22 protein-coding genes are annotated in these 25,701 nt (G+C 72.6%); 12 read left to right on the top strand and 10 right to left on the bottom strand.

Features of this window, described 5'->3' with window-relative positions; genetic code table 11:
- Positions 1-269 precede the first annotated feature (269 nt).
- Positions 270-902 carry a response regulator gene (locus ACWCXX_RS01705; RefSeq protein WP_451123558.1) on the top strand — a complete coding sequence of 211 codons (633 nt, stop codon included), beginning with the start codon at positions 270-272 and terminating at the stop codon, positions 900-902.
- Positions 903-991: 89 nt separating this feature from the next.
- Here the strand turns inward: ACWCXX_RS01705 and ACWCXX_RS01700 are convergent, their stop codons facing one another.
- Both ACWCXX_RS01700 and ACWCXX_RS01695 read right to left on the bottom strand, forming a co-directional pair.
- Entirely contained in the window at positions 992-2,215 is a 1,224-nt protein-coding gene (locus tag ACWCXX_RS01700) for a lipid-transfer protein (RefSeq protein WP_451123170.1), read from the bottom strand.
- Positions 2,216-2,230: 15 nt separating this feature from the next.
- The gene (locus ACWCXX_RS01695) at positions 2,231-4,450 is read right to left on the bottom strand and encodes an acyl-CoA dehydrogenase (protein ID WP_451123168.1); all 2,220 of its coding nucleotides are present in this window, start codon (positions 4,448-4,450) and stop codon (positions 2,231-2,233) included.
- A 270-nt stretch (positions 4,451-4,720) separates the two neighbouring features.
- Here ACWCXX_RS01695 and ACWCXX_RS01690 point away from each other — a divergent pair, with 270 nt between their 5' ends.
- Complete coding sequence (locus ACWCXX_RS01690) at positions 4,721-6,529, top strand: MFS transporter (RefSeq protein WP_451123166.1); 1,809 nt, start codon at positions 4,721-4,723, stop codon at positions 6,527-6,529.
- On the opposite strand, the gene pepE is transcribed toward ACWCXX_RS01690, so the two are convergent.
- Positions 6,492-7,220 (bottom strand): dipeptidase PepE, encoded by a 729-nt coding sequence (gene pepE, locus ACWCXX_RS01685; protein ID WP_451123164.1) that lies wholly within the window; start codon positions 7,218-7,220, stop codon positions 6,492-6,494. The genes ACWCXX_RS01690 and pepE overlap by 38 nt on opposite strands.
- Before the next feature lie 80 nt (positions 7,221-7,300).
- The gene (locus ACWCXX_RS01680) at positions 7,301-8,128 is read right to left on the bottom strand and encodes an IclR family transcriptional regulator (protein ID WP_451123162.1); all 828 of its coding nucleotides are present in this window, start codon (positions 8,126-8,128) and stop codon (positions 7,301-7,303) included.
- A 148-nt stretch (positions 8,129-8,276) separates the two neighbouring features.
- Here ACWCXX_RS01680 and ACWCXX_RS01675 point away from each other — a divergent pair, with 148 nt between their 5' ends.
- The 4 genes from ACWCXX_RS01675 to ACWCXX_RS01660 all read left to right on the top strand — a co-directional run bounded on the left by ACWCXX_RS01675 (position 8,277) and on the right by ACWCXX_RS01660 (position 12,651).
- Complete coding sequence (locus ACWCXX_RS01675; RefSeq protein ID WP_451123160.1) at positions 8,277-9,230, top strand: DUF1177 domain-containing protein; 954 nt, start codon at positions 8,277-8,279, stop codon at positions 9,228-9,230.
- On the top strand, positions 9,230-10,618 hold the full coding sequence (locus ACWCXX_RS01670) for a cytosine permease (RefSeq protein WP_451123158.1): 1,389 nt from the start codon (positions 9,230-9,232) through the stop codon (positions 10,616-10,618). Before ACWCXX_RS01675 ends, ACWCXX_RS01670 begins: the two co-directional genes overlap by 1 nt.
- Positions 10,615-11,943 (top strand): M20/M25/M40 family metallo-hydrolase, encoded by a 1,329-nt coding sequence (locus ACWCXX_RS01665; protein ID WP_451123156.1) that lies wholly within the window; start codon positions 10,615-10,617, stop codon positions 11,941-11,943. The genes ACWCXX_RS01670 and ACWCXX_RS01665 overlap by 4 nt, the downstream gene beginning before the upstream one ends.
- A gap of 120 nt (positions 11,944-12,063) precedes the next feature.
- Positions 12,064-12,651, top strand: a complete 588-nt coding sequence (locus ACWCXX_RS01660) for a hypothetical protein (RefSeq protein ID WP_451123154.1) — start codon at positions 12,064-12,066, stop codon at positions 12,649-12,651.
- 255 nt (positions 12,652-12,906) lie between these two features.
- Here ACWCXX_RS01660 and ACWCXX_RS01655 read toward each other — a convergent pair whose 3' ends face one another.
- The 4 genes from ACWCXX_RS01655 to ACWCXX_RS01640 all read right to left on the bottom strand — a co-directional run bounded on the left by ACWCXX_RS01655 (position 12,907) and on the right by ACWCXX_RS01640 (position 15,396).
- On the bottom strand, positions 12,907-13,965 hold the full coding sequence (locus ACWCXX_RS01655; protein WP_451123152.1) for a phosphotransferase family protein: 1,059 nt from the start codon (positions 13,963-13,965) through the stop codon (positions 12,907-12,909).
- A gap of 140 nt (positions 13,966-14,105) precedes the next feature.
- Positions 14,106-14,315: a DUF397 domain-containing protein gene (locus ACWCXX_RS01650; protein WP_451123150.1), complete on the bottom strand. Its 210-nt coding sequence runs from the start codon at positions 14,313-14,315 to the stop codon at positions 14,106-14,108.
- Positions 14,316-14,320: 5 nt separating this feature from the next.
- On the bottom strand, positions 14,321-14,518 hold the full coding sequence (locus tag ACWCXX_RS01645) for a DUF397 domain-containing protein (protein ID WP_451123148.1): 198 nt from the start codon (positions 14,516-14,518) through the stop codon (positions 14,321-14,323).
- 5 nt (positions 14,519-14,523) lie between these two features.
- The gene (locus tag ACWCXX_RS01640; RefSeq protein ID WP_451123146.1) at positions 14,524-15,396 is read right to left on the bottom strand and encodes a helix-turn-helix domain-containing protein; all 873 of its coding nucleotides are present in this window, start codon (positions 15,394-15,396) and stop codon (positions 14,524-14,526) included.
- Between the two features lie 277 nt (positions 15,397-15,673).
- On the opposite strand from ACWCXX_RS01640, the gene ACWCXX_RS01635 reads away from it, so the two are divergent.
- The 6 genes from ACWCXX_RS01635 (at position 15,674) to ACWCXX_RS01610 (ending at position 23,719) form a co-directional block, all read left to right on the top strand.
- Positions 15,674-16,111, top strand: coding sequence for a hypothetical protein (locus ACWCXX_RS01635; protein WP_451123144.1), 438 nt, complete (start codon positions 15,674-15,676; stop codon positions 16,109-16,111).
- 109 nt (positions 16,112-16,220) lie between these two features.
- Positions 16,221-16,808 (top strand): class I SAM-dependent methyltransferase, encoded by a 588-nt coding sequence (locus ACWCXX_RS01630; protein ID WP_451123556.1) that lies wholly within the window; start codon positions 16,221-16,223, stop codon positions 16,806-16,808.
- 49 nt (positions 16,809-16,857) lie between these two features.
- A complete protein-coding gene (locus ACWCXX_RS01625; RefSeq protein WP_451123142.1) occupies positions 16,858-17,808 on the top strand; it encodes an N-acetylmuramoyl-L-alanine amidase in 951 nt (316 codons plus the stop codon).
- A gap of 191 nt (positions 17,809-17,999) precedes the next feature.
- A complete protein-coding gene (locus ACWCXX_RS01620) occupies positions 18,000-18,812 on the top strand; it encodes a DUF5336 domain-containing protein (RefSeq protein WP_451123140.1) in 813 nt (270 codons plus the stop codon).
- A 123-nt stretch (positions 18,813-18,935) separates the two neighbouring features.
- A complete protein-coding gene (locus ACWCXX_RS01615; protein WP_451123138.1) occupies positions 18,936-19,946 on the top strand; it encodes an LLM class F420-dependent oxidoreductase in 1,011 nt (336 codons plus the stop codon).
- Positions 19,947-20,383: 437 nt separating this feature from the next.
- Positions 20,384-23,719, top strand: a complete 3,336-nt coding sequence (locus tag ACWCXX_RS01610) for a protein kinase domain-containing protein (RefSeq protein ID WP_451123136.1) — start codon at positions 20,384-20,386, stop codon at positions 23,717-23,719.
- A gap of 121 nt (positions 23,720-23,840) precedes the next feature.
- Here the strand turns inward: ACWCXX_RS01610 and ACWCXX_RS01605 are convergent, their stop codons facing one another.
- Positions 23,841-24,428, bottom strand: coding sequence for a VOC family protein (locus ACWCXX_RS01605; protein WP_451123134.1), 588 nt, complete (start codon positions 24,426-24,428; stop codon positions 23,841-23,843).
- A 286-nt stretch (positions 24,429-24,714) separates the two neighbouring features.
- A complete protein-coding gene (locus ACWCXX_RS01600) occupies positions 24,715-25,497 on the bottom strand; it encodes a maleylpyruvate isomerase family mycothiol-dependent enzyme (RefSeq protein ID WP_451123132.1) in 783 nt (260 codons plus the stop codon).
- Between the last annotated feature and the right edge of the window lie 204 nt (positions 25,498-25,701).

Genomic DNA, 25,701 nt, shown 5'->3' with positions numbered 1-25,701 from the left:
GCCGCATACGCTAGCAGCGGCTCACCCGCGAGGGCAGTGAAAACCGGACTCCGGCACATCGCATACACATATGGGCGGCAGCGTTTCGCTCACCTCTTCCATATGTCGATCACCGTGCCTGCCGAACACAATCGCTGTTCACGGTCAGTGGAACTGACGCACGAAAAACGGCACGTGGAATCTCCGGGACGGTCCCTCCGGTCCGGAACTCGCACGAGGGTCCGCCGGATCGCCCCGTGACGGCCCTTAGGCTGTTCCGCGTGAACGAGATGCCGCAGGATCACCGGCCGGCACGGTCCGTACGGGTGCTGCTCGCCGAGGACCAGGGGATGATGCGGGGCGCGCTCGCGCTGCTGCTCGGCCTGGAGCCGGACATCGAGGTCGTGGCCCAGGTGGCCGCCGGGGACGAGATCGTGGACGCCGCGCTGCGTTTCCGCCCCGACGTGGCGCTCCTGGACATCGAACTGCCCGGCCGCAGCGGGCTGGACGCCGCCGCCGATCTGCGCGAGGAGGTGCCGGACTGCCGGGTGCTGATCCTGACCACGTTCGGCCGCCCCGGTTATCTGCGCCGGGCGATGGAGGCCGGGGCGGCGGGGTTCCTGGTCAAGGACGGGCCGGTCGAGGAACTCGCCGTCGCGATCCGCCGGGTGCTGGGCGGCGAGACGGTCATCGACCCCGCCCTGGCCGCCGCCGCGCTCGGCGCCGGGCCCAGCCCGCTCACGGCGCGGGAGCGGGACGTGCTGAACGCCTCGGTGGACGGGGCGACGGTCGCCGACATCGCGGCGAAGCTGCACCTGTCCGAGTCGACGGTGCGCAACTACCTGTCGGCGGCGATCGGCAAGACGGGGACGCGCAACCGGATGGAGGCCGTGCGCGCGGCGCGACAGCAGGGGTGGCTGTAGCGGCCGGCCCGGAGTGTACGGAGCGAAGACCCCGCGAAGGCCCCTCCCGGTCCCGGCTGCCCCGGCCCCGGACGCCCCTGGCGCTGCCGCTACCGCCGCAGCAACGTCACCACCGCCGCGCCGCCGAGGCCGATGTTGTGGGCCAGGCCGACCCGCGCGTCCGGCACCTGCCTGTTGTCCGCCTCGCCCCTCAACTGCCAGGTGATCTCCGCGACTTGGGCGATACCGGTGGCGCCGAGCGGATGCCCCTTGGAGATCAGTCCGCCCGACGGGTTGACCACCCAGCGCCCGCCGTACGTGGTGGCCCCGGACTCGACGAGCTTCCCCGATTCGCCCTCGCCGCACAGTCCGAGCGCCTCGTAGGTGAGGAGTTCGTTGATGGAGAAGCAGTCGTGCAGTTCGATCACGTCGAGGTCGGCTGCGGACAGCCCGGAGGCCGCGTACACCTGCCGGGCGGCGGCCCGCGACATCGGCAGGCCCACCGCGTCGATGCAGGTCCCGGAGGCGAAGGACTCGCCGGTGTCGGTGGTCATGGCCTGGGCGACGATCTCCACCGCCCGGTCGTGCAGGCCGTGTTCGTCGACGAAGCGCTGCGACACGACGACGGCCGCGGCGGCCCCGTCGGACGTGGGTGAGCACTGGAGCCTGGTCAGCGGAAGGTGGACGGGCTTCGCGGCGAGCACCTCCTCGACCGTGTACGGGTCCTGGAACTGGGCGTACGGATTGTTCACCGAGTGCCGGTGGTTCTTGGCGCCGACCGCCGCGAGCTGGGCTTCCGTCGTCCCGTACCGCGCCATGTGCTCACGGGCCGCGTTGCCGAACAACTGGGCGGTGGGCGGGCTCTTCTCGAAGCCGTGGGCGGCGGCCATGATCCCGTAGTGCCGGGCCACGGGCGACGCCTTGAAGTCCGCGGCACCGCCGTCCGCGCCACCGCCGCCGAGCGCGCCGCGCGTCATCTTCTCGAAGCCGAGCGCGAGGACGCAGTCGCTGATGCCGCCCTCGACGAACTGCCGGGCCGTCATCAGGGCGGTGGAGCCGGTGGCGCAGTTGTTGTTGACGTTGTAGACGGGCACCCCGGTCAGGCCGAGCCCGTACACGGCGCGCTGCCCGGCGGTGGAGGGCTGGAAGCAGTAGCCGACGACGGCCTGCTGGATCTGCTCGTAGGAGAGCCGGGCGTCGGCGAGCGCCGCCGTTCCGGCCTCCTTCGCCATGTCCCAGTACTGCCAGTCGCGCGTCTGCGGCTTCTCGAACCTGGTCGTTCCGACCCCGACGACGTACGCCTTCGCGGGTTTCACGGTGGTGGCGGGTTTCATGGGTGGTGGGTCCCTTCAATCGCGCGGGAGGCCGAGGATGCGCTCGGCGACGACATTGAGCTGGACCTGGGTGGTGCCGCCCGCGATGGTCAGACAGCGGGACATCAGGAAGCCGTGCAGGGCCCGTTCCCCGGCGCCCTCGCCCGTGGCGCCGGCCGGTCCGAGGAGCTCCAGGGCCAGTTCCGCGACCTTCTGCTGGTGGGTGGTCTGGACGAGCTTGCGCACGGAGGCCCCCGCGCCGGGTTCGAGGCCGGAGACCTGTCGCAGGGTGGTCCGCAGCCCGATGCAGCCGAGGGCGTGCGCCTCGGCGGCGAGCGCGCCGACGCGGGCCCGGTACGTGCCGTCGAGTTCGCCGCAGCGGGCGATCAGCGCCTCCAGGCCGGTGTCGAAGGTCATCTGGTCGGCCATGTGGACGCGTTCGTTGCCCAGGGTGTGCCGGGCGACCCGCCAGCCGTCGCCGGGCCCGCCGACGATGGCGTCGGCGGGCAGCAGGACATCGTCGAAGTACACCTCGTTGAAGAGGGAGTCGCCGGTGATCTCCTTCAGCGGCCGGATGTCGATGCCCGGGGTGTTCTTCATGTCGACGACGAAGTAGCCGAGTCCCCGGTGCTTGGGGGCGTCCGGGTCGGTCCGGGCGAGCAGGATGCCGTGGTCGGCCCCCCGTGCGGCGCTCGTCCACACCTTCTGGCCGTTGATCCGCCAGCCCTCCTCGGTCCGCTCCGCCTTCGTGCGGAGCGAGGCGAGGTCGGAGCCCGCGCCGGGCTCCGAGAACAGCTGGCACCACAGGAGTTCGCCGCGCAGCGTGGGCGGAAGATAGCGTTCCCGCTGCTCTGCCGTGCCGTGGGCGATGAGCGAGGGCACCACCCAGGTGGCGATCCCCAGATCGCTGATCCGCACCTCCTGTTCCGCCAACTCCTGCTGTACGACCAGCTGTTGTACGGGGTCGGCGCCCAGGCCCCAGGGGGCGGGCAGGTGCGGGGCGGCGTAGCCGGTCGGGGCGAGGGCGCGGCGGGCCTCCTTCGGGTCGAGACCGCGGGCGGCGGCCACGACCCGGTGCGCCTCGGCGCGATGGGCTGCGGCCCGTTCGGGGAGTTCGAGGGAGAGTTCGCGGCGGGCCCCGCTCCCGGCCAGCCGCACGGCCCGCAGCCGGTGGGCGTCCCCGGCCCCCAGCAGCTGCCGCGCCACCAGGGCCCGGCGCAGGTACAGATGGGCGTCGTGCTCCCAGGTGAAGCCGATGCCGCCGAGGATCTGGATGCAGTCCTTGGCGCAGCCGTACGCGGCGTCGAGGGCGTCCGACGCGGCGAGGGCGGCGACCATGGACCGTACGTCCGGGTCCTTCTCCCCGTCGGCGGCGCGGGCCGCGTCCCACACCAGCGCGCGGGCCCGTTCGACCCGGATCAGCATGTCGGCGCAGAGGTGCTTGACGCCCTGGAACCGTCCGATGGGCCGGCCGAACTGCTCGCGCGTCCTTGCGTGTTCGGCGGCGATGTCGAGGGTCCTGGCGGCGGTTCCGCAGGCTTCCGCGGCGAGCAGGACGGCGGCGAGGTCGCGGACGTGCGCGGTGCCGGTCCGCACGAGGCGCTCCGGGGGGACGAGTACGCCCTCGGCCACGACGTCGGCCGTGCGGCGGGTGGGGTCGGCGCCCCGGTGCGGGTGTGCGGTCAGTCCGTCGGCGGCGGCGTCGACGGCGAACCAGAGGGTGCCGGAGGCCGATTCGGCGGCGAGGAGCAGCAGGTCCGCGTCGGCGCCGGAGAGGACGGGCGGGGAGGTGCCGTCGAGCAGGTAGCCGTTCTGCTGCTCGACGGCGGTGAGGGTGCCGGACCCCAGGGCGACGGCGCCGATGCGGCTTCCGGAGACCAGGCCGTGCAGTGGTTCGCCGCCGTGGCCGCCGGAGGCCAGGCCGTGGAGCGGTTCGCCGCCGTCCGCCGCGTGCAGTACGGCACCGGCGAGGGCGTTCGCCAGGTACGGGCCGGGGAGCGCGGCCCGGCCCGCCTCCTCCAGGACCACGGCCAGGTCCAGGAGCCGGCCGCCCCCGCCGCCGTGCTCCTCGGGGAGGTGGAGGGCGAGCAGGCCCTGTTCCGCGAGGGTGTCCCAGTAGCCGGGGCGCCCGCCGGGGGCGCCGGTGCCGTCCGCGTCGAGGAGTGCGCGGAGCTCCTCGGGCGGCACGGCGCGCGCCAGCACGCCCCGTACGGCCTGCGCCAAGTCCCTGTGTTCTTCGGTGATTCCGATGCCCATGCGGATCCTCGCCGGTCGCAGCCACTGGAACGGCGCAAGAGTAGAACACGTTTCAATCTGACGGAAGGTCAGGGATCGGCCGTTCCCCGCCGCGCCCCGTTCGTGCCGCATTCACCGGAATACCTCGGGCGGCTGGAAGGTTCACCCTGCACGCATCTGCTTCGCGCCCAACTCCGCCCGCACGTGGCGGGCGACGTCGCCCGCCGCCGGACCCGCACACTCCGCCGGACCTTCCACAGCCCTCGACCATGCCGCCCGGAGGCCGCACGCATGCCACAGACGTCGAACGAACAGCACGCCGGGGAACCCGCCGCTCCGTCCACGCATGGGACGGGCGGCGGCGTCGTCCCCGTACTCGCCTTCGCGGGTATCACCGTCGCGGTGATGCAGACCCTGCTCGTCCCCGTCATCAAGGACCTGCCCACCCTGCTGCGCACCGACCTGTCCAACGCCACCTGGGTGCTGACCTCGACGCTGCTCGCGGGCGCCGTCTCCACCCCGATCATGGGCCGGCTCGGCGACCTCTACGGCAAACGCAGGATGCTGCTCGCCAGCCTCGCCGTGATGGTGGTCGGCTCCCTCATATGCGCCTTCACCGACGACCTCGTCGTCATGATCACGGGCCGTGCGCTCCAGGGCTTCGCCATGGGTGCCGTCCCGCTCGGCATCGGCATCATGCGCGACGAGCTGCCGCGCGAGAAGCTCGGCTCGGCGATGGCCCTGATGAGTTCCTCGATCGGGGTGGGCGGCGGGCTCGCACTGCCCGCCGCCGCGCTGGTCGCCCAGCACTTCGACTGGCACACCCTGTTCTTCGGCTCGGCCGCGCTCGGCGTGCTGTCGATGGCGCTCACCGTCCTGGTCGTGCCGGAGACCACCCTGCGCGCCCCCGGCCGGTTCGACCTGGTCGGCGCGCTCGGGCTGTCGCTCGGTCTGGTCTGTCTGCTGCTGCCCGTCACCAAGGGCGGTGACTGGGGCTGGACCTCGGGCGCCACGCTCGGACTGCTCGCCGCCGCACTGGTGATCCTCCTCCTGTGGGGCCTGTTCGAACTGCGCAGCCCGGCCCCGCTGGTCGATCTGCGCACCACCGCCCGGCGCGAGGTGCTGCTCACCAACCTCGCCTCGGTCATGGTCGGGGTCGCCTTCTACGCCGTCTCGCTGATCCTGCCGCAGCTGCTCCAGCTCCCCACGTCGACGGGGTACGGCCTGGGTCATTCGATGGTGGTCGCCGGGCTGTGCGTGGCGCCGCTCGGTCTGACGATGATGTTCGTCGCCCCGCTGTACGCCCGGCTGTCGGCCCGCCGGGGTCCCAAGGTGTCGCTGATGCTCGGTCTGCTGGTCATCGCGGTCGGCTACGGCGCGGGGCTCGGCCTGATGAACGCCGCCTGGCAGACCGTGGTGATCGCGGTGGTCATCGGGGCCGGCATCGGACTCGCGTACTCCTCGCTGCCCGCGCTGATCATCGGCGCCGTCGATCCGTCCGAGACGGGTGCGGCCAACGGTCTGAACACCCTGATGCGGTCGATCGGCACCTCGGTGTCGAGCGCCGTGATCGGCATGGTGCTGGCCGACACCACGGTACGGACGGACGGGGTGCCGCTGCCCTCGATGGAGGGGTTCCGCATCTCGTTCCTGATCGCGATGGGCGCGGTGGTGGTCGGTCTGGTGCTGGCCGCGTTCCTGCCCTCGCAGCGCGAGGCGATGCGCCCGGCCCTGCTGGCGAGCAGCGAGGACGACCTCGGGGAACCGGCCCCGGCCCCCGCCCCCACCGCGTCCCGCACCGTGGCCGGTTCGGGCGGCTTCCGCGGCCGGGTGCTGGGCACGGACGGGGTGCCGGTGGCCCGCGCCAACGTCACGCTGATCGACCACCGGGGCCGGCAGGCCGGTCTCGCCGTGACGGACGAGCACGGCCACTACGCCCTGGCCGCCCCCTCCGGCGGGAACTTCGTGCTGGCCGGATCGGCCACCGGGTACGCCCCGCGCGCCTGCCCGGCGACGTACCCGGGTGACGGCCTGCCGGTCGACACCGATCTGGTGCTGGGCGTCAACGCGCCGGGGCGTCGAACCGCGGTGTCCCCGTGAGCAGTTGAGAGACGTCCGTCCCGGCCGGAAGTTCCTGCGGCGGTGTGCCGCGGGTGAACAGCCGGGCGGGGCGGGCGCCCTCCACCCGGGCCAGCGGCCCCTCGACCCGCAGCCACGACCCCTCGCGCAGGCCGAGCACCGGCACGTCGTTCTCCTCCAGGAACTCGGTGAGCCGTTCCTCGCGGGTCTCGCCCTTGTGGGTGCTGGCCGGGTCCGGGTCCAGGTAGTGCGGGTTGATCTGGAACGGGACGAGGCCGAGCGTCTCGAAGGACGGCGGCTGCACGATGGGCATGTCGTTGGTGGTGCGCAGGGTGGGCGCCGCCATGTTCGTGCCGGCGCTGGCCCCCATGTACGGCAGCCCGTTCCGCACCGCCTCGGCCCCGGCCTCCCGCAGCCCGGTCCGGTACAGGGCGCTCAGCAGCCGGAAGGAGTTGCCGCCGCCGATGAACACGGCGTCGGAAGCGGCGAGTTCGGCGATCGGGTCGGTGTTCTCGTGGACCCCGCGGACGGTGATCCCGGACGGTTCGAGGGCCTCGCGGACGCGCGCGGTGTACGTGTCGTGGTCGGCGAGCGCGTAGGGGACGAAGGCCAGCCGGGCCTCGTCGGGCAGGAACGCGGTGACGGTGTCGAGGGCGTGTTCCAGGTAACCGCGGCCGTACTGGGTGGAGTTGGAGAGCAGCAGCAGATTCACGGGGTTCCTCTCGGTTTCCTTCCGGTCTCTTCCGGATCGTCAGGTGGCACGAAGGCGAGTGGTGCGGGAGCGGCGGGCCGTCAGGTGGTGCGGGGGCGGCGGGCGCGGGGCTTCGGGCGCTGCGGCGGGTGGGTGAGCCGCTTCTCCAGCAGCTGGGCCGCGTGGCGCAGCGCGTCGAGCCGGTCCTCGGGCGCCCCCGCGAAGCGTTCCTCGGCGCCGCCGAGGCTGAGGCTGCCGTAGGGTTCGCGCCCGAGGAAGACCGGCACGGCGACGGTGGCGACCCCGGTGTCGTACTCGCCGACCGTCCAGGCGTAGCCCTGGGCGCGGATCCTGAGGAACTCCTCCTCCAGCCGGTCCGGGTCGGTGACCGTCCGGTCCGTGAACCGGGCCATGGGGCGGCCCCGGAAGAGCCGGTGGCGCTGTTCGTCGGGCAGGTACGCGTAGAACGACTTGCTGGTCGCCCCGGCGTGCGCCGGGTAGAGCTCGCCGACCAGCGGGTAGTAGCGCAGCGGCCCGGCCTCCCCCTCCTCGGCGGCGACGCACCGCATGTGGAAGCTGTCCGGCAGGCAGAACAGGACGGTGTCGCCGGTGGCCGCGCGCAGTTCGTCCAGGACCGGTCCGGCCAGCAGCTCCAGCGATCCGGACCGTTCCCAGAGCCTGCCCAGGCGCAGCACGGCGGGGCCGATGCGGTAGCGGCGGGTGACCGGGTCGGAGACCAGGAAGCCGCGCCCGGCGAGGGTGGCGAGCAGCCGCTGGGCCACCGAGGTGTCCCAGCCGAACTCCTCGGCGACCTCGGTGACGCCCCAGTCGGGCCGGGTCCGCTCGAAGGCGAGCAGCACGAGGAGTGCCCGGTCGACGGTTTGCAGCGCCCCGGCGGGGGTGCGCCGGTCCAGATCGAAGTCCGCCATCGTCATCTCACCATTCAGACCTGAATTGCAAATAACGGGAAACAGTTGCGTTCAACGCTATCCGATCCCGAATGTGGCCTCAGCACCCCGCCCCGCGTTTCCCCCGTCGGACGCCGGCCCGGGTGCCCGGACGCGAGAAAGGCCCCCCATGTTGAAGTACGTGCTGGACATCGTCGATCTGCTGGACGATCCCCAGGTCAATGGCAAGACGGTCGTCGAGTACCTCGACTCCGTGAGCGGCGCCGAGGGCTCGTCCGCGAAGGTCACCACGGTCGTCGGAGAGCAGGGCTCGACGGACTTCGTGATGGTCCGCATCCCGGGCGCGCACGGGCGCACGGCCGGGGGCGACGCCCGCACCCTGGGCGTGGTGGGCCGGCTCGGCGGCATCGGCGCCCGGCCCGGGGTGACCGGCCTGGTCTCCGACGCCGACGGCGCGGTCTCCGCGATCGCCACCGCCGCCAAGCTGCTGGACATGCGCCGCCGCGGCGACGTGCTGCCCGGCGACGTGATCGTGGCCACCCACATCTGCCCGAACGCGCCGACCGAGCCGCACGACCCGGTGCCGTTCATGGGCTCGCCCGTGGACATCGCCACCATGAACCGGCACGAGGTGACCGACGAGATGGAGGCCGTGCTCTCCATCGACACCACCAAGGGCAACCGGATCATCAACCACAAGGGCCTCGCCCTGTCGCCCACCGTCAAGGAGGGCTGGGTGCTCCGGGTCAGTGAGTCGCTCGGCGAGCTGCTGGCCGTGGTGACGGGTGAGCCGTTGGTCACGTATCCGGTGACCACGCAGGACATCACCCCGTACGGTAATGGGGCACACCACATCAATTCGATCCTGCAGCCCTCCACCGCCACGGCCGCCCCGGTCGTCGGCCTGGCCATCACCTCGGCCGCCGCGGTGCCGGGCTGCGGTACGGGGGCGAGCCACGAGACGGACATCGCGTCCGCCGCCCGTTACGCCGTGGAGGTCGCCAAGGCCTACGGCGGCGGCCACCTGGACTTCCACGACGCGGTGGAGTTCGAGAACCTCGTCAACCGCTACGGGTCGCTGGCACACCTGCAGACCCTCGGCCGTACCTCACAGGAGTCCTGATGGCAGCCACCCCGCAGGCCGAGACCGGGGCCCACGAGGCCAAGGCCATCGGCAGCGACGACTACTCGCTGTCCCGCGTCCCGCGCGACAAGCGCTTCGGCTTCTGGTCGATGCTGCTCCAGTGGCTGGCCCAGTCCGGCTCGATCTCGCAGTTCACCCTCGGCGCCACCATCGGTGTCGGCATGACCTTCAAGGACGCCTTCCTCGCCTTCACGCTCGGTGCGGTGATCCTGGAGGTCGTGATCTTCGCGATCGGCCTGGCCGGTATGCGCGAGGGTCTGGCGACGCCCATGCTGACCCGCTGGGTCGGCTTCGGCCGCAACGGTTCGGCGCTGGTCAGCTTCGTCATCGCGGTCAGCCTGGTCGGCTGGTTCGGTGTCCAGAACACGATCTTCGGCAACAGCGTCTCGGCGCTGGTGGGCGGCCCGGCCTGGATGTGGTGCGTGCTGGCCGGCATCGCCATCACCACACTGGTGATCTTCGGCTTCAAGTACATGGCCACCTTCGCCAAGATCGTCACGCCGCTGTTCTTCGCGATGGTCGCCTGGTCGGTCGTATCGACGCTGAAGGACCACTCCGTCGGCGAGCTGATCAGCTCCCCGCCGCCCGGCGAGACCATTCCGCTCGCCGTCGCCGCCACCGCCATCGCGGGCGGCTACATGACCGGCGCGATCGTGTCCCCGGAGATGACCCGGTACAACCGGAAGGGCTCGCACGTCTTCCTGCAGAGCGCCTCGTCGATGATCCTCTCCGAGTACATCGTCGGCCTGACCGGCGTGCTGCTCGGCCACCTGGTGAAGAGCAGCGAGGTCTCGCACATCGTGCTCTCCACCTCCGGCGTCTTCGGCGTGCTCGTCGTCCTGATGTCCACCGCCAAGATCAACGACTGGAACCTGTACGGCTCCTCGCTCGGCGTCGTCAACTTCTTCCAGGTCGTCTTCCGCAAGCGGCTGCACCGCGGCGCGGTCACGATCGTCCTCGGCGTCGCGGGCACGGCCCTGTCCGCGGTCGGGATCATGACCCACTTCACGGAGTTCCTCTCGGTCCTCGGCGTCGCCATCCCGCCCATCGGCGGCATCATCGTGGCCGAGTACTGGGTCGTGAAGCGGATGCGCAAGCCGCTGGACGAGACCCGCGAGTCCGAGACCCTGCCGACGTCCTCGCCGACCTGGGTCCCGATGTCCGTCGTCATCTGGACAGCGGCGTTCTGCGTCGGCAAGTTCTACGACGGCGGCATACCGGCCCTGAACTCGCTGGCCACCGCGTTCGTCCTGTACAGCGTCCTCGGCCTGCTGGGCTGGGTGAAGCCGTACGGCACCTCCACCCTGGACGACGAGGACGCCTCCGCCCCCGCCGCCCGCGCGACAACCCCTGTGGGAGCAGCATGACCACCCCCGACCCCACCGCCCCGCTCGTCCCGGCCTCGGCCGAGGCCCAGGACGAGGTCGTCGGACTCTGCGCCGAACTGATCCGGTTCGACACCTCCAACCCCACCAGCGACGAGCGCGCCTGTGCCGACTGGGTGGTGGGCCGTCTCGCCGAGGTGGGCATCGAGTCCGAACTGGTCGAGTCCGCCCCGGGCCGCGCCAGTGTCATCGCCCGGATCGCGGGCGCCGACCCGGAGCGCGGCGCCCTCCTGGTCCACGGCCACCTGGACGTGGTGCCCGCCGACGCCTCCGAGTGGCAGGTCCCGCCGTTCTCCGGCGAGATCCGCGACGGCTACCTGTGGGGGCGCGGCGCGATCGACATGAAGGACACGGTGGCCGTCATGCTGGCCACCGCCCGGCACTTCGCCCGCACCGGCACCAAGCCGTCCCGCGACCTGGTCCTGGCCTTCCTCGCCGACGAGGAGGCGGGCGGGAAGTTCGGCGCGCACTGGCTGGTCGAGCACCGCCCGGAGCTGTTCGCCGGGGTGACCGAGGCGATCGGCGAGGGCGGCGGCTTCTCCTTCGCGATCGACGACACCCGCCGCCTGTACCCGATCGAGAACGCCCAGCGCGGCATGGCCTGGATGGAGCTGACCGCCACCGGCCGGGCCGGCCACGGCTCGTCGCCCAACGACGAGAACGCGGTCACCGACCTCGCCGAGTCGCTGGCCCGCATCGGCCGCGAGACCTTCCCGATCCGGCTGATCGAACCGGTCCGCGCCCTGCTCGAAGAGGCCGCCCGCCTCTACGGGGTCGAGTTCGACGAGGACGACGTCGAGGGCAGCCTCGAACGGCTGGGCCCGGTCGCCGACTTCATGCAGGTGGTGCTCCGCAACTCCGCGAACCCCACCATGTTCGACGCCGGTTACCAGACCAACGTCATCCCCGGAAAGGCCACCGCCCGGGTGGACGGCCGCTTCCTGCCCGGCCACGAACAGGAGCTGATCGACACCATCGACCGGCTTCTGCTCCCCTCGGTCACCCGCGTGTGGGTCAACCACGACATCGCGCTGGAGACCACGTTCGGCGGCCCGCTGGTCGACGCCATGTGCGCGGCCGTGCGCGCCGAGGACCCGGACGGCCACCCGGTCCCGTACTGCAACCCGGGCGGCACCGACGCCAAGGCCTTCACCCACCTCGGCATCCGCTGCTTCGGCTTCAAGGGCCTCAAGCTCCCGCACGACCTGGACTACGGCCGCCTGTTCCACGGCGTGGACGAACGCGTCCCGCTGGAGGGCCTGCGCTTCGGCGTCCGCGTCATGACCCGGCTCTGGCAGAGCTGCTGACTCCCCACTCGGCACCCTCCGCCAGGCCCGGGGCCCCGACCCGGGCCCACCCCACGTACGCCCCCACCGGAATCCATGCCTCCGGTGGGGGCGTACGTCCTGCTCGGTAAAGTGCCGGGCATGGGTGCAACGTCTGCTCGGCCCGCCGGGCGCCCCGCTTCGTGGTGGCGCGAACAGTGCCTCGGACTGCTCGACGCGGGTGACTGGTACGAGCTGTATCGCGCGGCGACGTCCTGGCGCGTCAGCGGCGGGGGGTCGTTCACCCCGGACGCCTGGCTGATGGATGTCTGCTCGGCCCTGCTGCACCATCAGCCGAAGACCGCGCTGCACTGCTGCGACATGGCGCTGAGCACCTGGATCGAGCGGCCCGGCGACCGGGCCGTGCTGCGCTACGTCCGTGGTCTGGTGATCGCCGACCACATCAAGGATCCGCTGCGCGCCCTGGACGACCTGGAATCCGCGCTGCACGGCCCGGACTGGCTGGCGGCGCAGGCCGCACCCGAGCTGGATCGGGTGACGGCGGAGGCGGAGCGTTCACGGGTACGCAAGCCCCGTGCAACTCCCGCTCCCGAGCTGGACACGGCCTACCGGGACCTGATCCGTTCGAATGCCTCGGACCCCGCCCCGTCCCCGACGGAACCCCTGCCGGCCGACGGCGCGGTCCCCTCGCTCTGGACCCCGGCGATGAGCCGCCTTCGGCGTCCCTGAGCCTCCTCCGGCCGGGTCCCCCTCTCCCCCGTTCATCGGGCTCCTCGGCCGGCAAGGGCCATTGCCCACCGCTGACGGTCATCTGCTGGAGTGCGTCCACCTCGATATGGACCGACATCCGGAACCGGCCGGCCGGCGCAGCGGCCACCGTCGACTTCCCGCTGCCGGGAATGCCGGTCGGCAGGACCGCCCCGGCGGTCGGCTCGCGGTCGACCGCCGGGGCGGCGACTGCTTGATCCGCTTTCGGCCCATGCCCTAGTACCAGGGGCGGGTGTCGTGCGTGGGCAGCGGACGCAGCTGCGGCCAGCGCGCGAGCAGGCGGCCGGCCAGGGCGGAGCCGAGGCGGCCGACGGCGTGCAGGTGGTCGTGGTCGCGGGTCATGTCGGCGACCACGCCCAGGCGGTGGACGAGCCGCTCGCGGGCGGAGACGTAGCCCCACTCGAAGTCCTCGGAGGGCACTCGGGCGAACTGGTCGACCGTCCCGCGGTGGGCCCGCTCGACGAGCGCGTCGCCCTGGATCAGCCAGCCCGCACACGCGTCGGCGAGGTCACCCGGCACGTCCTTCCCGGTGAGGCCGCGCCAGGTGGTCCGGTAGACGTCCTCGACCTCCGCGAGCGGGGCCGCGGTGACCGACATGGCACACCAGCAGGTGGGGAAGCCGATGCGGAAGTAGGCGAGTTCGATCAGGCCGTTGCCGAGCGAGGCCCGCTCGAAGTCGACGAAGCGGACGCCGTCGGCGGTGCGCAGATCGTTGCCGGGACAGGGGTCGCCGTGCAGCAGCGCGTGGTACGGGGTGGGGTCCAACCGCTCCAGGAGACCGGCGAGTTCATCGGGAACCGTGGGCGGCACGGGCACGTCGAGCGCCCTGGCCAGGGCGAGGAAGGACTCCGCGTCGGCGGCCGTGGGACCCGGCCAGACCGGTAGCGCGCCCGCGTCGGCGGGCCCGGTCAGGGCGTGCAGCCGGGCGAGCGACTCGGCGTACCCCGGCATCCAGTCGTCCGTCCTGCCGAGGTCGTCCACGTGCTCAAGGACCATCACCCGCGAGGGCGGGTCCGTGGCGAGCACCGCGGGGGCCACTGCGGGCCCGGAGGCCCGCCCCGCCAGGCGCAGCCCGGCGACCTCCCGCGCGAAGCGCGTGTTCGCGTCGGCTCCCGTGTCTCCGCCGTCGGCGATCTGCTTGACGATCACCAGCCGCCGGTCGGCCAGCCGCACCCGCCACACCCGCGACCGCGGACTGCTGTCCAGGAGTTCGGCCTGCTCGGGAGTGCCCACGGTGGAGAGCAGCACCTCGCTGAAAGGAACACGGTCCGGCATGCCGACGAGCGTAGCCCCGAGACGTCGTTGCGTTCGGTGCGCCGGGCACTGCTCGGTCGTGACGACCACGGAGCGCCTTCTCCCAGGGTCGGCGGAGGTCCCTGCCGGGGCATTGACGGGGACCTCCGTTCGAGAGTCGGTCAGGCGATCGTGTCGCCGTCCTTGATCCCGTCGACGAACGCGTGCCAGGCGGCGGCCGGGAACACGCAGACGCCCTGCCCGGGGTCCTTGGAATCCCGAACAGCCATCACCCGCCCGTCGAGCCGAGCACCCTCGACGCAGTTGCCGCCCTGGTTGTTGCTGTAGCTCGACTTGAACCAGTGGGCGCCGGCGGGCTCATGAGTGGTCATGTAGATCAATGCTCCTTGATCCCGTCGACGAACGCGTGCCAGGCGGCGGCCGGGAACAGACAGACCCCCAACTCCGGCGCCTTCGAGTCCCGCACAGCCATCCGCGCCCCCTCCAACCGGGCACCCTCGACACACTGCCCGCCCTGGTTGTTGCTGTAGCTCGACTTGAACCAGTCGGCACCGGCGAGCTGATGAGTGGTCATGTGAATCAATGCTCCTTGATTGCTTCTCTGATCATGCCGAGAGATTCCTGTGGTCCCACAGCAAGAATCTGGAGGTCGTTGAACGCCTCTTCGTACAGGCCCACATCGGCGCGCTTCCGCGTGACCGATGCCCCGCCGAGGTTCTCCAGGTAGACGATGGATTCTGCATCGTCGAACCGGAGCAGCGTGAAGGCGCCGTTCATCCCAGGATGTACGCCCGCCCTGAAGGGGACGACTTGCACCCGTACCCAGGGCAGCTCGGCCACCTCCGCCAAATGCTCTATCTGCGCCCGCATGACGGCCGAACCGCCAACTCCGCGACGAAGGATCGCCTCGTTGATGACCGCCGCGAACTTGAGCGGCGCTGGCTCACGGTGGAGCACCTCTTGCCGCGTCATCCGTACCGCGACATGTCGGTCGATCTCGTCGGCGGAAAGCCTCTCGTGCTCCCGCTGGTAAATGGCGCGCACGTAGTCCTCGGTCTGGAGGAGGCCGGGAACGAACTCGCCTTCATAGTTGTGGAGTGCCGCAGCCGTGGCCTCCAGCCCCAAGTACGCCTTGAACGTGGGTGCGATGACCGGACGGTACTCGGGCGACTGCCACCAGTCCTTCTTGGTCTTGGTCACGGCCGCGTACCCCAGCAGCAGGGCCCGCTTTTCGGGAGACGCCCGGTAGATCTCGCAGAGCGCCATCACGTCCGCGGTCTCAACCACCGCGTTCTCGCCCGTCTCCAGCCTCGTCAGCTTCGACGGGCTGCAGATCAGGGTGCGAACCACCTGGGTGGACGTGAGACCGGCTTCCTGCCGGAGCCGGCGGAGCTCGCGGCCTAACTGGAGGCGGCAGAGGGCGGGTGTCGCCGACTCCACATCCGTGATCATCTTCTGCCTCCCAGGGAGTGTTACCCAGTGTGACGGAGAATGTCCCGCCGCCGCAAGGCGCTTTCTGCGTCACGGCAGAAGGCTTCGCGCGAGGGCGTGAACGGATCGCTGCAGTACGGGACTTCACACAGAAAGCCGCTTGCAGAAAACCGCTGCAGCGCTTCCAAGGTATCGACTCCTCTGTCACGATTACCAACGGTTGCCGATAAAGCGCACAGAGCGACCGACTCATGATCCCATCTCTGTGCACCCCCACACCCAAGGCCCAGGAGCCCCCATGGAAGACCTCATGCCGAGCCCGCTGCCGGTACCGGACACGGCCGAACTCCCCCTGGACGTCGAGACCGCGGAACGGGCGGCCGACGGTGCGCTCGATCTCCGGCTCGGCACCACCACTCGGCAGGAGATCGACGAGTGGACGGCCCAACTGCGCGGCCGTGTCGTCCTCTTCGCCGAGGAGGTCCTCGGGCAGGAGCAGACCATCGCGACGCGTGCCGCCCGATGGGAGGTCGATCAGCTCCTCGCCTCGGCGCCACGGGACACCGCTCTCGTCTTCGGCGCCTACCAGCATCTGCGCGACCTGGCCCGGATGCTGCGGCGGCTGGTCACCGAGTACCGGGACCGGACGGAGGGTGCCGGGGACCGGCCGGGCGACTCCCCCGCCGAAACCTCCGGCGGGGGCGTACGGCACGATGGGGCGCCGTCGAACGCGTAGTCCCGAAACCGCCCCCAACCGCCCCCACCAGGAGGAACCCGTGCCCGCCGAGTCCGCCGTCGAGCCGTCGCCCGAGATTCTCGCCGCCTTCCGGGCAGCCAAGGGCTTCATGCCGGTGGACGAGGGGCTCGCGCTGTACCGGGCCGCCGTCGAGGCCGCCGCGCTGGGGTTGCCGGTCCTGGAGGTCGGCACGTACTGCGGGCGCTCCACCATCCTGCTCGCCGACGCCGCGCGGGCGGCCGGTGTGACGGCACTCACCGTCGACCACCACCGCGGCAGCGAGGAGCAGCAGCCCGGCTGGGAGTACCACGACCCGACCGTGGTGGACCCGGAGGTGGGGCGGATGGACACGCTGCCGACCTTCCGCCGGACCCTGCACGCGGCGGGCCTGGAGGACCACGTGGTGGCGCTGGTCGGGCGGTCGCCGCAGGTCGCGGCGGTCTGGGGCGGGCAGCTCGGGTTCGTGTTCATCGACGGCGGGCACACCGACGAGCACGCCGGCGGCGACTACGAGGGCTGGGCGCCGCACGTGGTCGAGGGCGGGCTGCTGGTGATCCACGACGTGTTCCCGAACCCGGAGGACGGCGGGCAGGCCCCGTACCGGATCTATCTGCGGGCGCTGGAGTCCGGCGCGTTCACCGAGGTTTCGGTGACGGATTCGCTGCGGGTGCTGCGACGTACCGGAACCGGCATCTGAGGGCCGCCGTCCGCGGGCGGCCGTCCGGGAGCCCCGATAGCATCGCGTGGTGCCGTACGACGAGAGCGTTCCCCCCACACCGCGCCGCCGTCCCCTGATCGCCGCCGCCGTGCTCGCGGCCGTGTGCCTGAGTGCCGCGGGCTGCGGCGCGGGCGACGGCGGGGACGGTGACGCGCAGGCCCTGCCTCGACCGGGCGGCAGTGCCGCCACTTCCGCTCCGGCTTCCGCGTCGGTGTCGCCGTCGAAGAGCTCCCCGGCGCCCGGGAAGAAGTCCGCCTCCCCCACCCCGTCCGCTTCCGCTTCCAAGCCCGCGGGCAAGACCTCCGGGCCGTTGTCGGGCAAGACCGTCGTGATCGACCCCGGGCACAACCCGAACAATCGCCTGCACACCCGGGAGATCAATCGTCAGGTGGACATCGGCACCGGGCGCAAGGAATGCGACACCACCGGCACCTCGACCAATTCCGGTTATGCGGAGGCCCGGTTCACCCTCGATGTGTCGCACCGCTTGCGCGACCTGCTGCGGGCGCAGGGGGCCGAGGTCCTGCTGACGTACGACAACGACCGCGCGTACGGGCCGTGCGTCGACGAGCGGGCCCGGATCGGCAACAGGGCCGGGGCCGACGCGGTGGTCTCGGTGCACGCGGACGGTTCCGCGGTCGGCAACCGCGGTTTCCACGTGATCCTGCCCGCGGCCGTGCGGGGCGGGGCGGCGGACACCTCGAAGATCGTCGGACCGTCGCGCGATCTGGGAACCAGGATCGCCGGTCTCTTCGTCCGTGCTACCGGAAGCGCACCCTCCAATTACGTTGGCGGCAATACCGGATTGGACACCCGCAAGGATCTGGGCGGACTGAATTTGTCGACCGTGCCCAAAGTGTTCATCGAATGCGGCAATATGCGTGATCCCAAGGACGCCGCACTGCTCACCAGCCCGGACTGGCGCCAGAAGGCCGCACAAGGCATTGCCGATGGCATCAGTAGTTACCTCAAGGGGTAGCAAGAGGTGGTTCCGGGGCGAAAATGGGGGGATGTGCGTCCAGCCTCCGGGCAGGGCCACGGCCCGACCGGTCAGACGATAGATTCATCCGTACGATGGGGGCCTCCCCCGAGCTTCGTGCCGTGCCCGCCGTACCCGTGCAGGCGGCAGCGACGACCGCCCAGACGAGACGACCGACTAAGGACCTTCACGTGAATATCCGCTCCCTCACTCGAGGCGACGGCGTGGTGATCGGAGCAGCGGTCGTGCTGTTCATCGCCTCTTTCCTCGACCTCAACGGCTTCGACTGCCCCCCGCGCGTCGACTGCTCCGGCTACGACTCCGCGAACGCCTGGGACTCGCTCGGCCTCCTGATGAGCGTCTTCCTGGCGGGCATCATCGGTGCGGTGCTGGTGATCGTGGGCCGTTCCATGCCGGGCCGCAAGGTCGCCGGCTTCGACCTCGTCCAGTTCGGCGCCGCGTTCACCGTCTTCTCGCTGTGGACGGCCTTCTGGACGACCATCGACGCCAGCGACGCGGGCGCGGGCATGATCCTCGGCCTGCTCGCGACCATCGTGCTCGCGGGCGGCGCGGTCGCCACCCCGCTGGTCCCCGCGCTCAAGGCCCCGCTGATGGGGGCCCCGAGCCCGCAGGCGGTGCAGCCCCCGTACGGCCAGGGACAGCCCGGCCAGGGCTACGGCTACCCGGGCGGCGCCCAGCAGCCGTCGTACGGCGGCCAGCCCTCCTTCGGCGGTCAGCCGCAGGCCGGTCAGCCCGACCCGCAGAACGCCCAGCCGCAGGCCGCGGCCACGGGTGCGCCGGCCGGTGACTTCACCCCGTTCTGGTTCGCGGTGCCGGTGGCCCGCCCGCTGTACGGCGAGGACGGTTCGCCGTCGCCGATCGCCGAACTGGCGCCCGGCACCTGGTACCTCGCGGTCGAGCAGCGCGGTCAGACCCTGGTCGCGCAGACCCAGGACGGCCGTCGCGGCGTGCTCCAGGACACCACGGGCATCCAGCGCGGCTGAGCCTCCGCACCACTCGCAGTCACGACAGCGGCCCCCCGCCCCTTCCGGGCGGGGGGCCGCTGTCGTACCCTCCGTCCGTACGCATTGATCTGACGTATCGTCAGAAATGCTGGGAGGTGTCGGATGCGGCTCGGACTCGCGCTCGGCTACTGGGGCCGGGGCCCCGACCCCGCCCATCTCGAACTGGCCAGGACCGCCGAGCAGTTGGGGTACGCATCGGTGTGGACGGCGGAGGCGTGGGGGGCGGACGCCTTCACCCCGCTGACCTGGATCGCCGCGCACACCTCCCGCATCCGACTGGGCACCGGCATCGCGCAGATGGCGGCGCGCACCCCGACCGCGACCGCCATGCACGCCCTCACGCTCGACCACCTCTCCGGCGGCCGGATGATGCTCGGCCTCGGGCTGTCCGGCCCGCAGGTGGTGGAGGGCTGGTACGGGCGGCCGTTCCCCGCGAGCCCGCTGACCGCGACCCGTGAGTACGTCGACGTCATCCGCCAGGTCCTCCGCCGCGAGGCCCCCGTCGAATTGGACGGCCGGTTCCACCCCCACCCGTACACCGGCCCGGACGCCACCGGGCTGGGCAAGCCGCTGAAGCCGATCACCCACCCGTTGCGGTCGCGGCTGCCCGTGCTGCTCGGGGCGGAGGGGCCGAGGAACATCGCGCAGACGACCCGCATCGCCGACGGCTGGCTGCCGCTGTACTGGTCGCCACTGCGCACCGACGTGTACGCGGCCTCGCTCACCGACCTCCCCGACGGCTTCATGATCGCGCCGCTGGTCCGCGCCCGGGTCTGCGACGACGTCGCAAAGGGGCTGCTGCCGGTGAAGGCGATGCTCGGCTTCTACATCGGGGGGATGGGGCACTCGGCCCGCAACTTCCACGCGGACCTGATGGGCCGGATGGGGTATGAGGAGGAGGCCCGGCGCATCCAGCGGCTGTTCCTCGAAGGGCGCAGGGAGGAGGCGGTGCTGGCCGTGCCCGACGCGTTCGCGGACGAGATCTCGCTCGTCGGCCCGCGCGAGCGGATCGCGGAGCGGCTGAAGTCGTGGCGCGCGGGACCGGTCACCGATCTGCTGGTGACGGCGCCGGACCCGCACACCCTGCGGGTGCTCGCGGAACTCAACGAGTAGGACCGCTCGTTCGGGCCGGGCCGGACGGGAGAGGTCCGGGTCGGGCGGGGGCCGCGGGGTCCGGCCGGGGCGGGTCGGGCCGGGTCGTGCTGTGCCGGATCGGGCGGCGGGGTCCGTGTGCTCCGGTACCGGCCGGGCGACGGTCCGGCGGCGGTCTCCGGGCTGCCGGGCGATGGACCTCGGGCGGCCGGGCGTGCCACGGTGGTCTCCGGTGATTCACCGGCCGTACGGGGGCCGGGAACTCCCCGCGCGTCGGGGCCGGTTCGAGGAGTGGTCGTAGGCTCATGCAGCGTTCCTGGCGTTCCCTGTTCCGGAGGGGCGCCCCGGCCCCGGATTCCCCGTTCGCGGGGGACACTGCGCCGGGCACGGTGTTTCCGTCCGCGTCGGCTCCCGCGCCTTCCGCCGCGGACCCGGCACGCTGGGCCCCCGGTTCGACCGTGGCCGGGCTCTACCGGGTGGAGGCCCTGCTGGGCGCCGGCGGCATGGGCGAGGTCCACCGGGTGCGGCACCTGGGCTGGCAGCACGACATGGCGGTGAAGAGCCCCCGGCCGGAGCTGTGGGCGGGCGAGCGGGGCATCGAGGCGTTCCTCGAAGAGGCCCGGGTCTGGGTGGGCCTGGAGCCGAACCCGTACATCTGTGCCTGCCACTACGTGCGCGTGGTGGCGGGGGTGCCGCGGATCTTCTCCGAGTTCGCCGGGGGCGGCAGCGTCGCCGACGCGCTGCGTGGGGGCCGGATCACGACGGTGGAGCAGATTCTCGACATCGGCATCCAGACGGCCCGGGGCCTGCGGGCCGCGCACCGGGCCGGTGTGGTCCACCAGGACGTCAAGCCCGCGAACATGCTGCTGAGCACCGACGGGCGCGCGATGCTCACCGACTTCGGACTGGCGCGCGCCCAGGCCCGGACGGTCCCGGCCGGTGCGGTGCCGCCCACCGGGCCGGGCGGGGACGGGGACGGGTCGATCCTGGTCACTCGCAACGGCCTGACCCCCGCGTACGCCTCCCCCGAGCAGATGACGGGCTCCCGGGTCGGCCGGCGCAGCGACATGTGGTCGTGGGCGGTGTCCGTGCTGGAGCTGTTCCTCGGCGAGGTCACCTGGTCGGTCGGTCCGGTGGCCGGGGAGGCGCTGCGGGCTGCCGTCCGGGAGAGCGCCGTGCCCGGCCGTCCGCCGATCCCGCACGAGGTGGCCGCGCTGCTGGAGGCGTGTCTGTCCGTCGATCCGGACTCCCGGCCGCCGGACATGGACGCCGTCGCCACCCGGCTGGTCCGCGTCCAAGAGGCGGAGACCGGCAGGCCCTGCCCGAGAACCGCCGCGCCGACGGTGTCGCACCTGGCCGAGGGCTGGAACAACAGGGCGCTGTCGCTGCGCGACCTCGGCGAGGCGGAGGCGGCCGACCGGTGCTGGCAGAAGGCCCTGGACGCCGATCCCCGGAACCCCGACGCCACCTTCAACCGGGGGCTGGCGCGGTGGCGGGCCGGGGAGATCACCGACGTCGCCCTCGTCCGGGACCTGGAGTCGGTGCTGTCGGCGCACCCCGGCGACGCCCGCCCCCTCCGTCTGCTGGGGCTCGCACATCTGGAACGGGGCGACGCGAAGGCGGCGCTCGAAGCGCTGCGCGAGGTCTCGCGGCCGGGCCCGCCCGACCCCGAGACCGCTGCCGCGCTGCACGCCGCGACCGGGGCGGTCGAGCGTTCCGCCCCCGGCCGCACGCTCCCCGGGCACAGCACCCGGGCCCATTCGCTCGCGGTGACCCCGGACGGCCGGTACGCCCTGTCCGGCGGTTCGCAGAACGAGGTGTTCCGGTGGGACCTGGGCACCGGCGCCCGGACCGGCACGGTCGACTCCGTGGCGGATGACGTCATGTGCGTCGCGCTGACCCCGGACGCGGGGGCCGCCCTGGTGTGCGACGGGCTCCTGGGGAACGAGCCCTCCTGGTGGGACCTGACGAAGGAGAAGCGGCGGGGCGTCCTGAAGGGGCACACGCAGCAGGTCACGGCGCTGGCGATCACCCCGGACGGCCGGCACGCCCTGACCGGGTCCAGGGACCGGACGCTGCGGTGGTGGAGCCTGCCCGGCGGCCGGTGCCGACGCGTCCTGACCGGCCACACCGACGCGATCTGGTCGGTGGCCGTGACCCCGGACGGGCGCCGGGCGCTGTCCGGCGGCTCCGACGGCACGGTGCGCTGCTGGGACCTCGCGTCGGGACACTGCTCGCACACGATGACGGGCCACCGGTGGGTCCACTCGGTCGGGATGTCCCCGGACGGGCTGCTGGGCCTGTCCGGCGGGGCGGAGGGCACCGTACGGGTGTGGGACCTCGCCGCGGGGCGCTGCGTCCGGGTCCTCGAAGGGCACTTCGACGCCGTGCGGTCCGTTGCCGTCGGCCCCGGCGGACGCCACGCGCTGACCGGGTCCGCCGACGGCACCGTGTGCTGGTGGGACCTCGCGGACGGCCGTTGCCTGCGTACGTTCGCCGTCTCCGGCCACGGCATCGAGGCGGTGGCGTTCGCCGGTCCGCACGACGCCGTCGCCTCGTACACCGGCGGCATCGAACGGTTCCGGCTGGAATCCGGCGATCCGGCGCCGTGGAGCTACAGCCTTCCCGGCAGCGCGGAGGAACTCGGTGCGCGGACGGCGTCGTTCCGGGAGCACCTGGAGCGGGCCCGCCGACTCGTCGGGGCGGGCGATCCCGCAGGCGGCGCCGCCGCCCTCCGCTCGGCCGGGGCCCTTCCCGGCTTCGCCCGCCACCCCGAGGCCGTCGGGCTGTGGCGCCGGATCGGCCCGTCCGGCACCCGGACCGGCCTGCGCGACGTACGGCGCGCCAAGGTGATCGGCGGCGCGGGGAACGGCCCCCTCGGCGATGTCGCCCTCGCCGAGGACGGCCGCCGCGCCCTGTCGGGCGGGTCGGACAACCGGGTGCGCCTCTGGGACCTCACCACGGCGCGGTGCCTGTACGAGTTCACCGGGCCGGGCCCCGGACGCGCCGACTGCCCAAAGCCGCTCTCCGGCCGCCCCGACCTCCACACGGTGCAGGCCGTGGCCATGACCCCGGACGGGCGGTTCGGTGCCGCGGCGAGCCAGGAGGGCTCCGTGCAGACCTGGGACCTCACCGCCGGTGTCGCGGGGCCCGTCCTGTCCTGCGGGGCCGGGTCGGCCGAGGCCGTCGCCGTCACCCCCGACGCCCGTCGTCTCCTCGTCGGGTACATGGACGGCACCGTACGGCTCTGGGACGCGGCCACCGGGCGGTGCGTGCGCACCCTCACCGGGCACACCTCGACGACGGACGCCGTCGCCCTCACCCCGGACGGCCGCTTCGGCCTCTCCGGCTCGTGGGACCTGACGGCCCGGCTGTGGGACCTGGGGACCGGTGAGTGTCTGCGGGTCATGACCGGAGCCGAGGAGCCCGTCACCGAGGTCGCCCTCACCCCGGACGGGCGCCGGGCGCTCCTCGGCGGCTGGGAGTCCGACGCGCGCTGGTTCGACCCGCACGCCGGCACCTGCCTGCGGGTCCTCACCGGGCACACCGATTCGATCGCCTCGGTGGCCGTCACCCCGGACGGGCGCCACGGGTTCACCGCGAGCTGGGACGGAACCATGCGCTGGTGGAACCTCGGTGACGGGAGCTGCCTGCGCGCCGCCCCGCTCACCGGGCACATCGGCGATGTCTCCGCCGTCGCGGTCACCCCGGACGCCCAGTCCGCGCTGTCCGCGGGCCCGGAGGGCGCCCTGTGCCTGTGGGAGTTCGACTGGGACTTCGACTTCCCGCGCTGACCGGCCGGTGCCCGGGGCCGGACGTACGGGGCCGGACGTACGGGGCCGGACGTACGGGGCCGGACGTACGGGGCCGGACGTACGGGGCCGGACGTACGGGGCCGGACGGGAGAGGTCCGGGTCAGGCGGGGGCCGCGGGGTCCGGCCGGGCCGGGTCGGTCGGCCAGGTGCCGCTGCCGACGGTGGCGGGGCGCACCCGCCGCCGGGTCGCGGTGTGCTCCCAGGGCTGCGGGTCCGGGTACGTCAGGAGTTCCAGGGTGCTGCCCCACGGGGTGCGCAGATACGCGAACCGGTTGCGCTCCCCCGCCTCGGGGCCCGGCAGCGGCTGCGGGTCGGCGAGCAGCACGGCTCCCGCGGCCACGCAGGCCCGCACGGCCGCGTCCAGGTCGTCGGCGTACAGCGCGACGTGCTGCCAGCCGAAGTCGCAGGGCAGCACCGGGGGTTCGCGGCGGGGCCCCTCGAACTCGAACAGCTCGATGCACGGGCCGTCGCAGGGCAGGGCCAGCATCCTGACCGCCAGTTGCCGGGTGCCCGCCGGGACCCCGAGCCGCCGCTCGACCTCCGGCCCGCCGCTCGGGCCGTCCTGGCGGCGCAGGGTGTCGTAGAGCACCTCGGCGCCGAGCGCCCTGACGAGGAAGAGGGTGGCGGTCTCCAGGTCGGGGACCGTGACCCCGATGTGGTCGATGCCTCGCACGGTTGTGGCCGTCATGGGTTCACCGCTCCTGTCCCGGGGCCGCGCCGACCGCCCCGTCCGCCCGGAGCGGGCCGGGTCCGGCGTCGTGCCGCGCGGTGGGCCGTCTCCCCTCCAGCTTCGCTCAGCCCCGCCCGGCCCGCACGACGGACCTCGGTGGCCTCCCGCCCGGCCGGCGCGACGGGTCTCCGCGGCCCCCTGTCCGGATCGGGCGCCGGGCCCCAGCGGCCTCCCGTGCCCCGGTGGTCTCCCGTCCGGCCCGCGCGACGGACCCCGGGGGCCTCCCGTCCGGATCGGGCCCGGCTCAGCCGAACGAGGTGCGCTCCAGCCAGAAGTCCAGCAGCTCCGCGTCGCCCAGCACCTCGACCCGGTCGCCGTCCGCCGCCAGGCGCCGGTTGAAGGCCAGCATGAGATCGGTGAGCGGGCCCCGCAGCGCCACGGTCGCCTTCTCGTGGGCGCGCCGCCAGGTGAAGCCGTCGTCACCGAACTCGATCAGCCACTCGGCGCCCGGCACGTCCGTGGCGTGCAGGTGGATGGAGCGGCCGGCCCCGGTCAGCCCGGCGGCCTCCCTGTCGCCCGCGGCACGGACGAAGGCGACGATCTCCAGCCACTCCTCGATGGTGTCCGCGGCCAGCTCCGGCGCCACCTCGTAGCCGGTCTTCGTGGTGATCGCGGCGTCGGCGTGGTGGACGATCGTCTCGTGGGCCATCCGGCGCGACCAGAACCCCGCGCTCCGTTCCCACCCCCAGGTCCACACCTCCTGGTCCGGCCCGGCCTCCCGCAGCAGCCGGACGGTGTCCGCCGCGCCCTTCGCGAGCCAGGCGTCGAGCGCCTCGGGGTCGTCGCTCCCGGGGGCGTTCTCCGGTACCCGCTCCGGCGGGACCGCGTCGGTGGCGCGGGTGCGTACGATCTCGCCGACCCAGCGGTGGGCCCTGCCGACGTGCAGAGCGAGGTCGCGCAGGCTCCAGTCGGGGCAGGTCGGGACGGTCGCGCCGAGGTCCGCGCCCCGGAGCGAGGCCCTGAGCGCGTCGGTGCGGGCGATGATCTCGGCGCAGTAGTCGTCATGCGGAAGCGGAAGTGAACTCATGCCGCGACCCTAGTGCGATCATGAATCGAAATCCCGGCATTTACTCGCCCATTCGTTCGCCCGGCGGCCCGAACCCTCCTGCCTGTCCGCCGAGTTGGGCCGTGGTCGTCGGCACCGTGTCCTTCACCTCGACGCCCGCACCGTACGGTCGGCCACCCGGGCGGGGCCGTCCGGGTGGCCGGGGCCGCCCCTGCCCGCAAGGGG

This window comes from Streptomyces sp. NPDC001732 (assembly GCF_053596315.1).
This window is presented reverse-complemented; position numbering and strand designations above follow the sequence as displayed.

Bases quoted from the DNA above. Each gene is read 5' to 3' on its own strand.
- ACWCXX_RS01705 (WP_451123558.1), top strand. From the start codon at position 270: ATGCCGCAGGATCACCGGCCGGCACGGTCCGTACGGGTGCTGCTCGCC.
- ACWCXX_RS01700 (WP_451123170.1), bottom strand. From the start codon at position 2,215: ATGAAACCCGCCACCACCGTGAAACCCGCGAAGGCGTACGTCGTCGGG.
- ACWCXX_RS01695 (WP_451123168.1), bottom strand. From the start codon at position 4,450: ATGGGCATCGGAATCACCGAAGAACACAGGGACTTGGCGCAGGCCGTA.
- ACWCXX_RS01690 (WP_451123166.1), top strand. From the start codon at position 4,721: ATGCCACAGACGTCGAACGAACAGCACGCCGGGGAACCCGCCGCTCCG.
- ACWCXX_RS01680 (WP_451123162.1), bottom strand. From the start codon at position 8,128: ATGGCGGACTTCGATCTGGACCGGCGCACCCCCGCCGGGGCGCTGCAA.
- ACWCXX_RS01675 (WP_451123160.1), top strand. From the start codon at position 8,277: ATGTTGAAGTACGTGCTGGACATCGTCGATCTGCTGGACGATCCCCAG.
- ACWCXX_RS01670 (WP_451123158.1), top strand. From the start codon at position 9,230: ATGGCAGCCACCCCGCAGGCCGAGACCGGGGCCCACGAGGCCAAGGCC.
- ACWCXX_RS01665 (WP_451123156.1), top strand. From the start codon at position 10,615: ATGACCACCCCCGACCCCACCGCCCCGCTCGTCCCGGCCTCGGCCGAG.
- ACWCXX_RS01660 (WP_451123154.1), top strand. From the start codon at position 12,064: ATGGGTGCAACGTCTGCTCGGCCCGCCGGGCGCCCCGCTTCGTGGTGG.
- ACWCXX_RS01655 (WP_451123152.1), bottom strand. From the start codon at position 13,965: ATGCCGGACCGTGTTCCTTTCAGCGAGGTGCTGCTCTCCACCGTGGGC.
- ACWCXX_RS01650 (WP_451123150.1), bottom strand. From the start codon at position 14,315: ATGACCACTCATGAGCCCGCCGGCGCCCACTGGTTCAAGTCGAGCTAC.
- ACWCXX_RS01645 (WP_451123148.1), bottom strand. From the start codon at position 14,518: ATGACCACTCATCAGCTCGCCGGTGCCGACTGGTTCAAGTCGAGCTAC.
- ACWCXX_RS01640 (WP_451123146.1), bottom strand. From the start codon at position 15,396: ATGATCACGGATGTGGAGTCGGCGACACCCGCCCTCTGCCGCCTCCAG.
- ACWCXX_RS01635 (WP_451123144.1), top strand. From the start codon at position 15,674: ATGGAAGACCTCATGCCGAGCCCGCTGCCGGTACCGGACACGGCCGAA.
- ACWCXX_RS01630 (WP_451123556.1), top strand. From the start codon at position 16,221: ATGCCGGTGGACGAGGGGCTCGCGCTGTACCGGGCCGCCGTCGAGGCC.
- ACWCXX_RS01615 (WP_451123138.1), top strand. From the start codon at position 18,936: ATGCGGCTCGGACTCGCGCTCGGCTACTGGGGCCGGGGCCCCGACCCC.
- ACWCXX_RS01605 (WP_451123134.1), bottom strand. From the start codon at position 24,428: ATGACGGCCACAACCGTGCGAGGCATCGACCACATCGGGGTCACGGTC.
- ACWCXX_RS01600 (WP_451123132.1), bottom strand. From the start codon at position 25,497: ATGAGTTCACTTCCGCTTCCGCATGACGACTACTGCGCCGAGATCATC.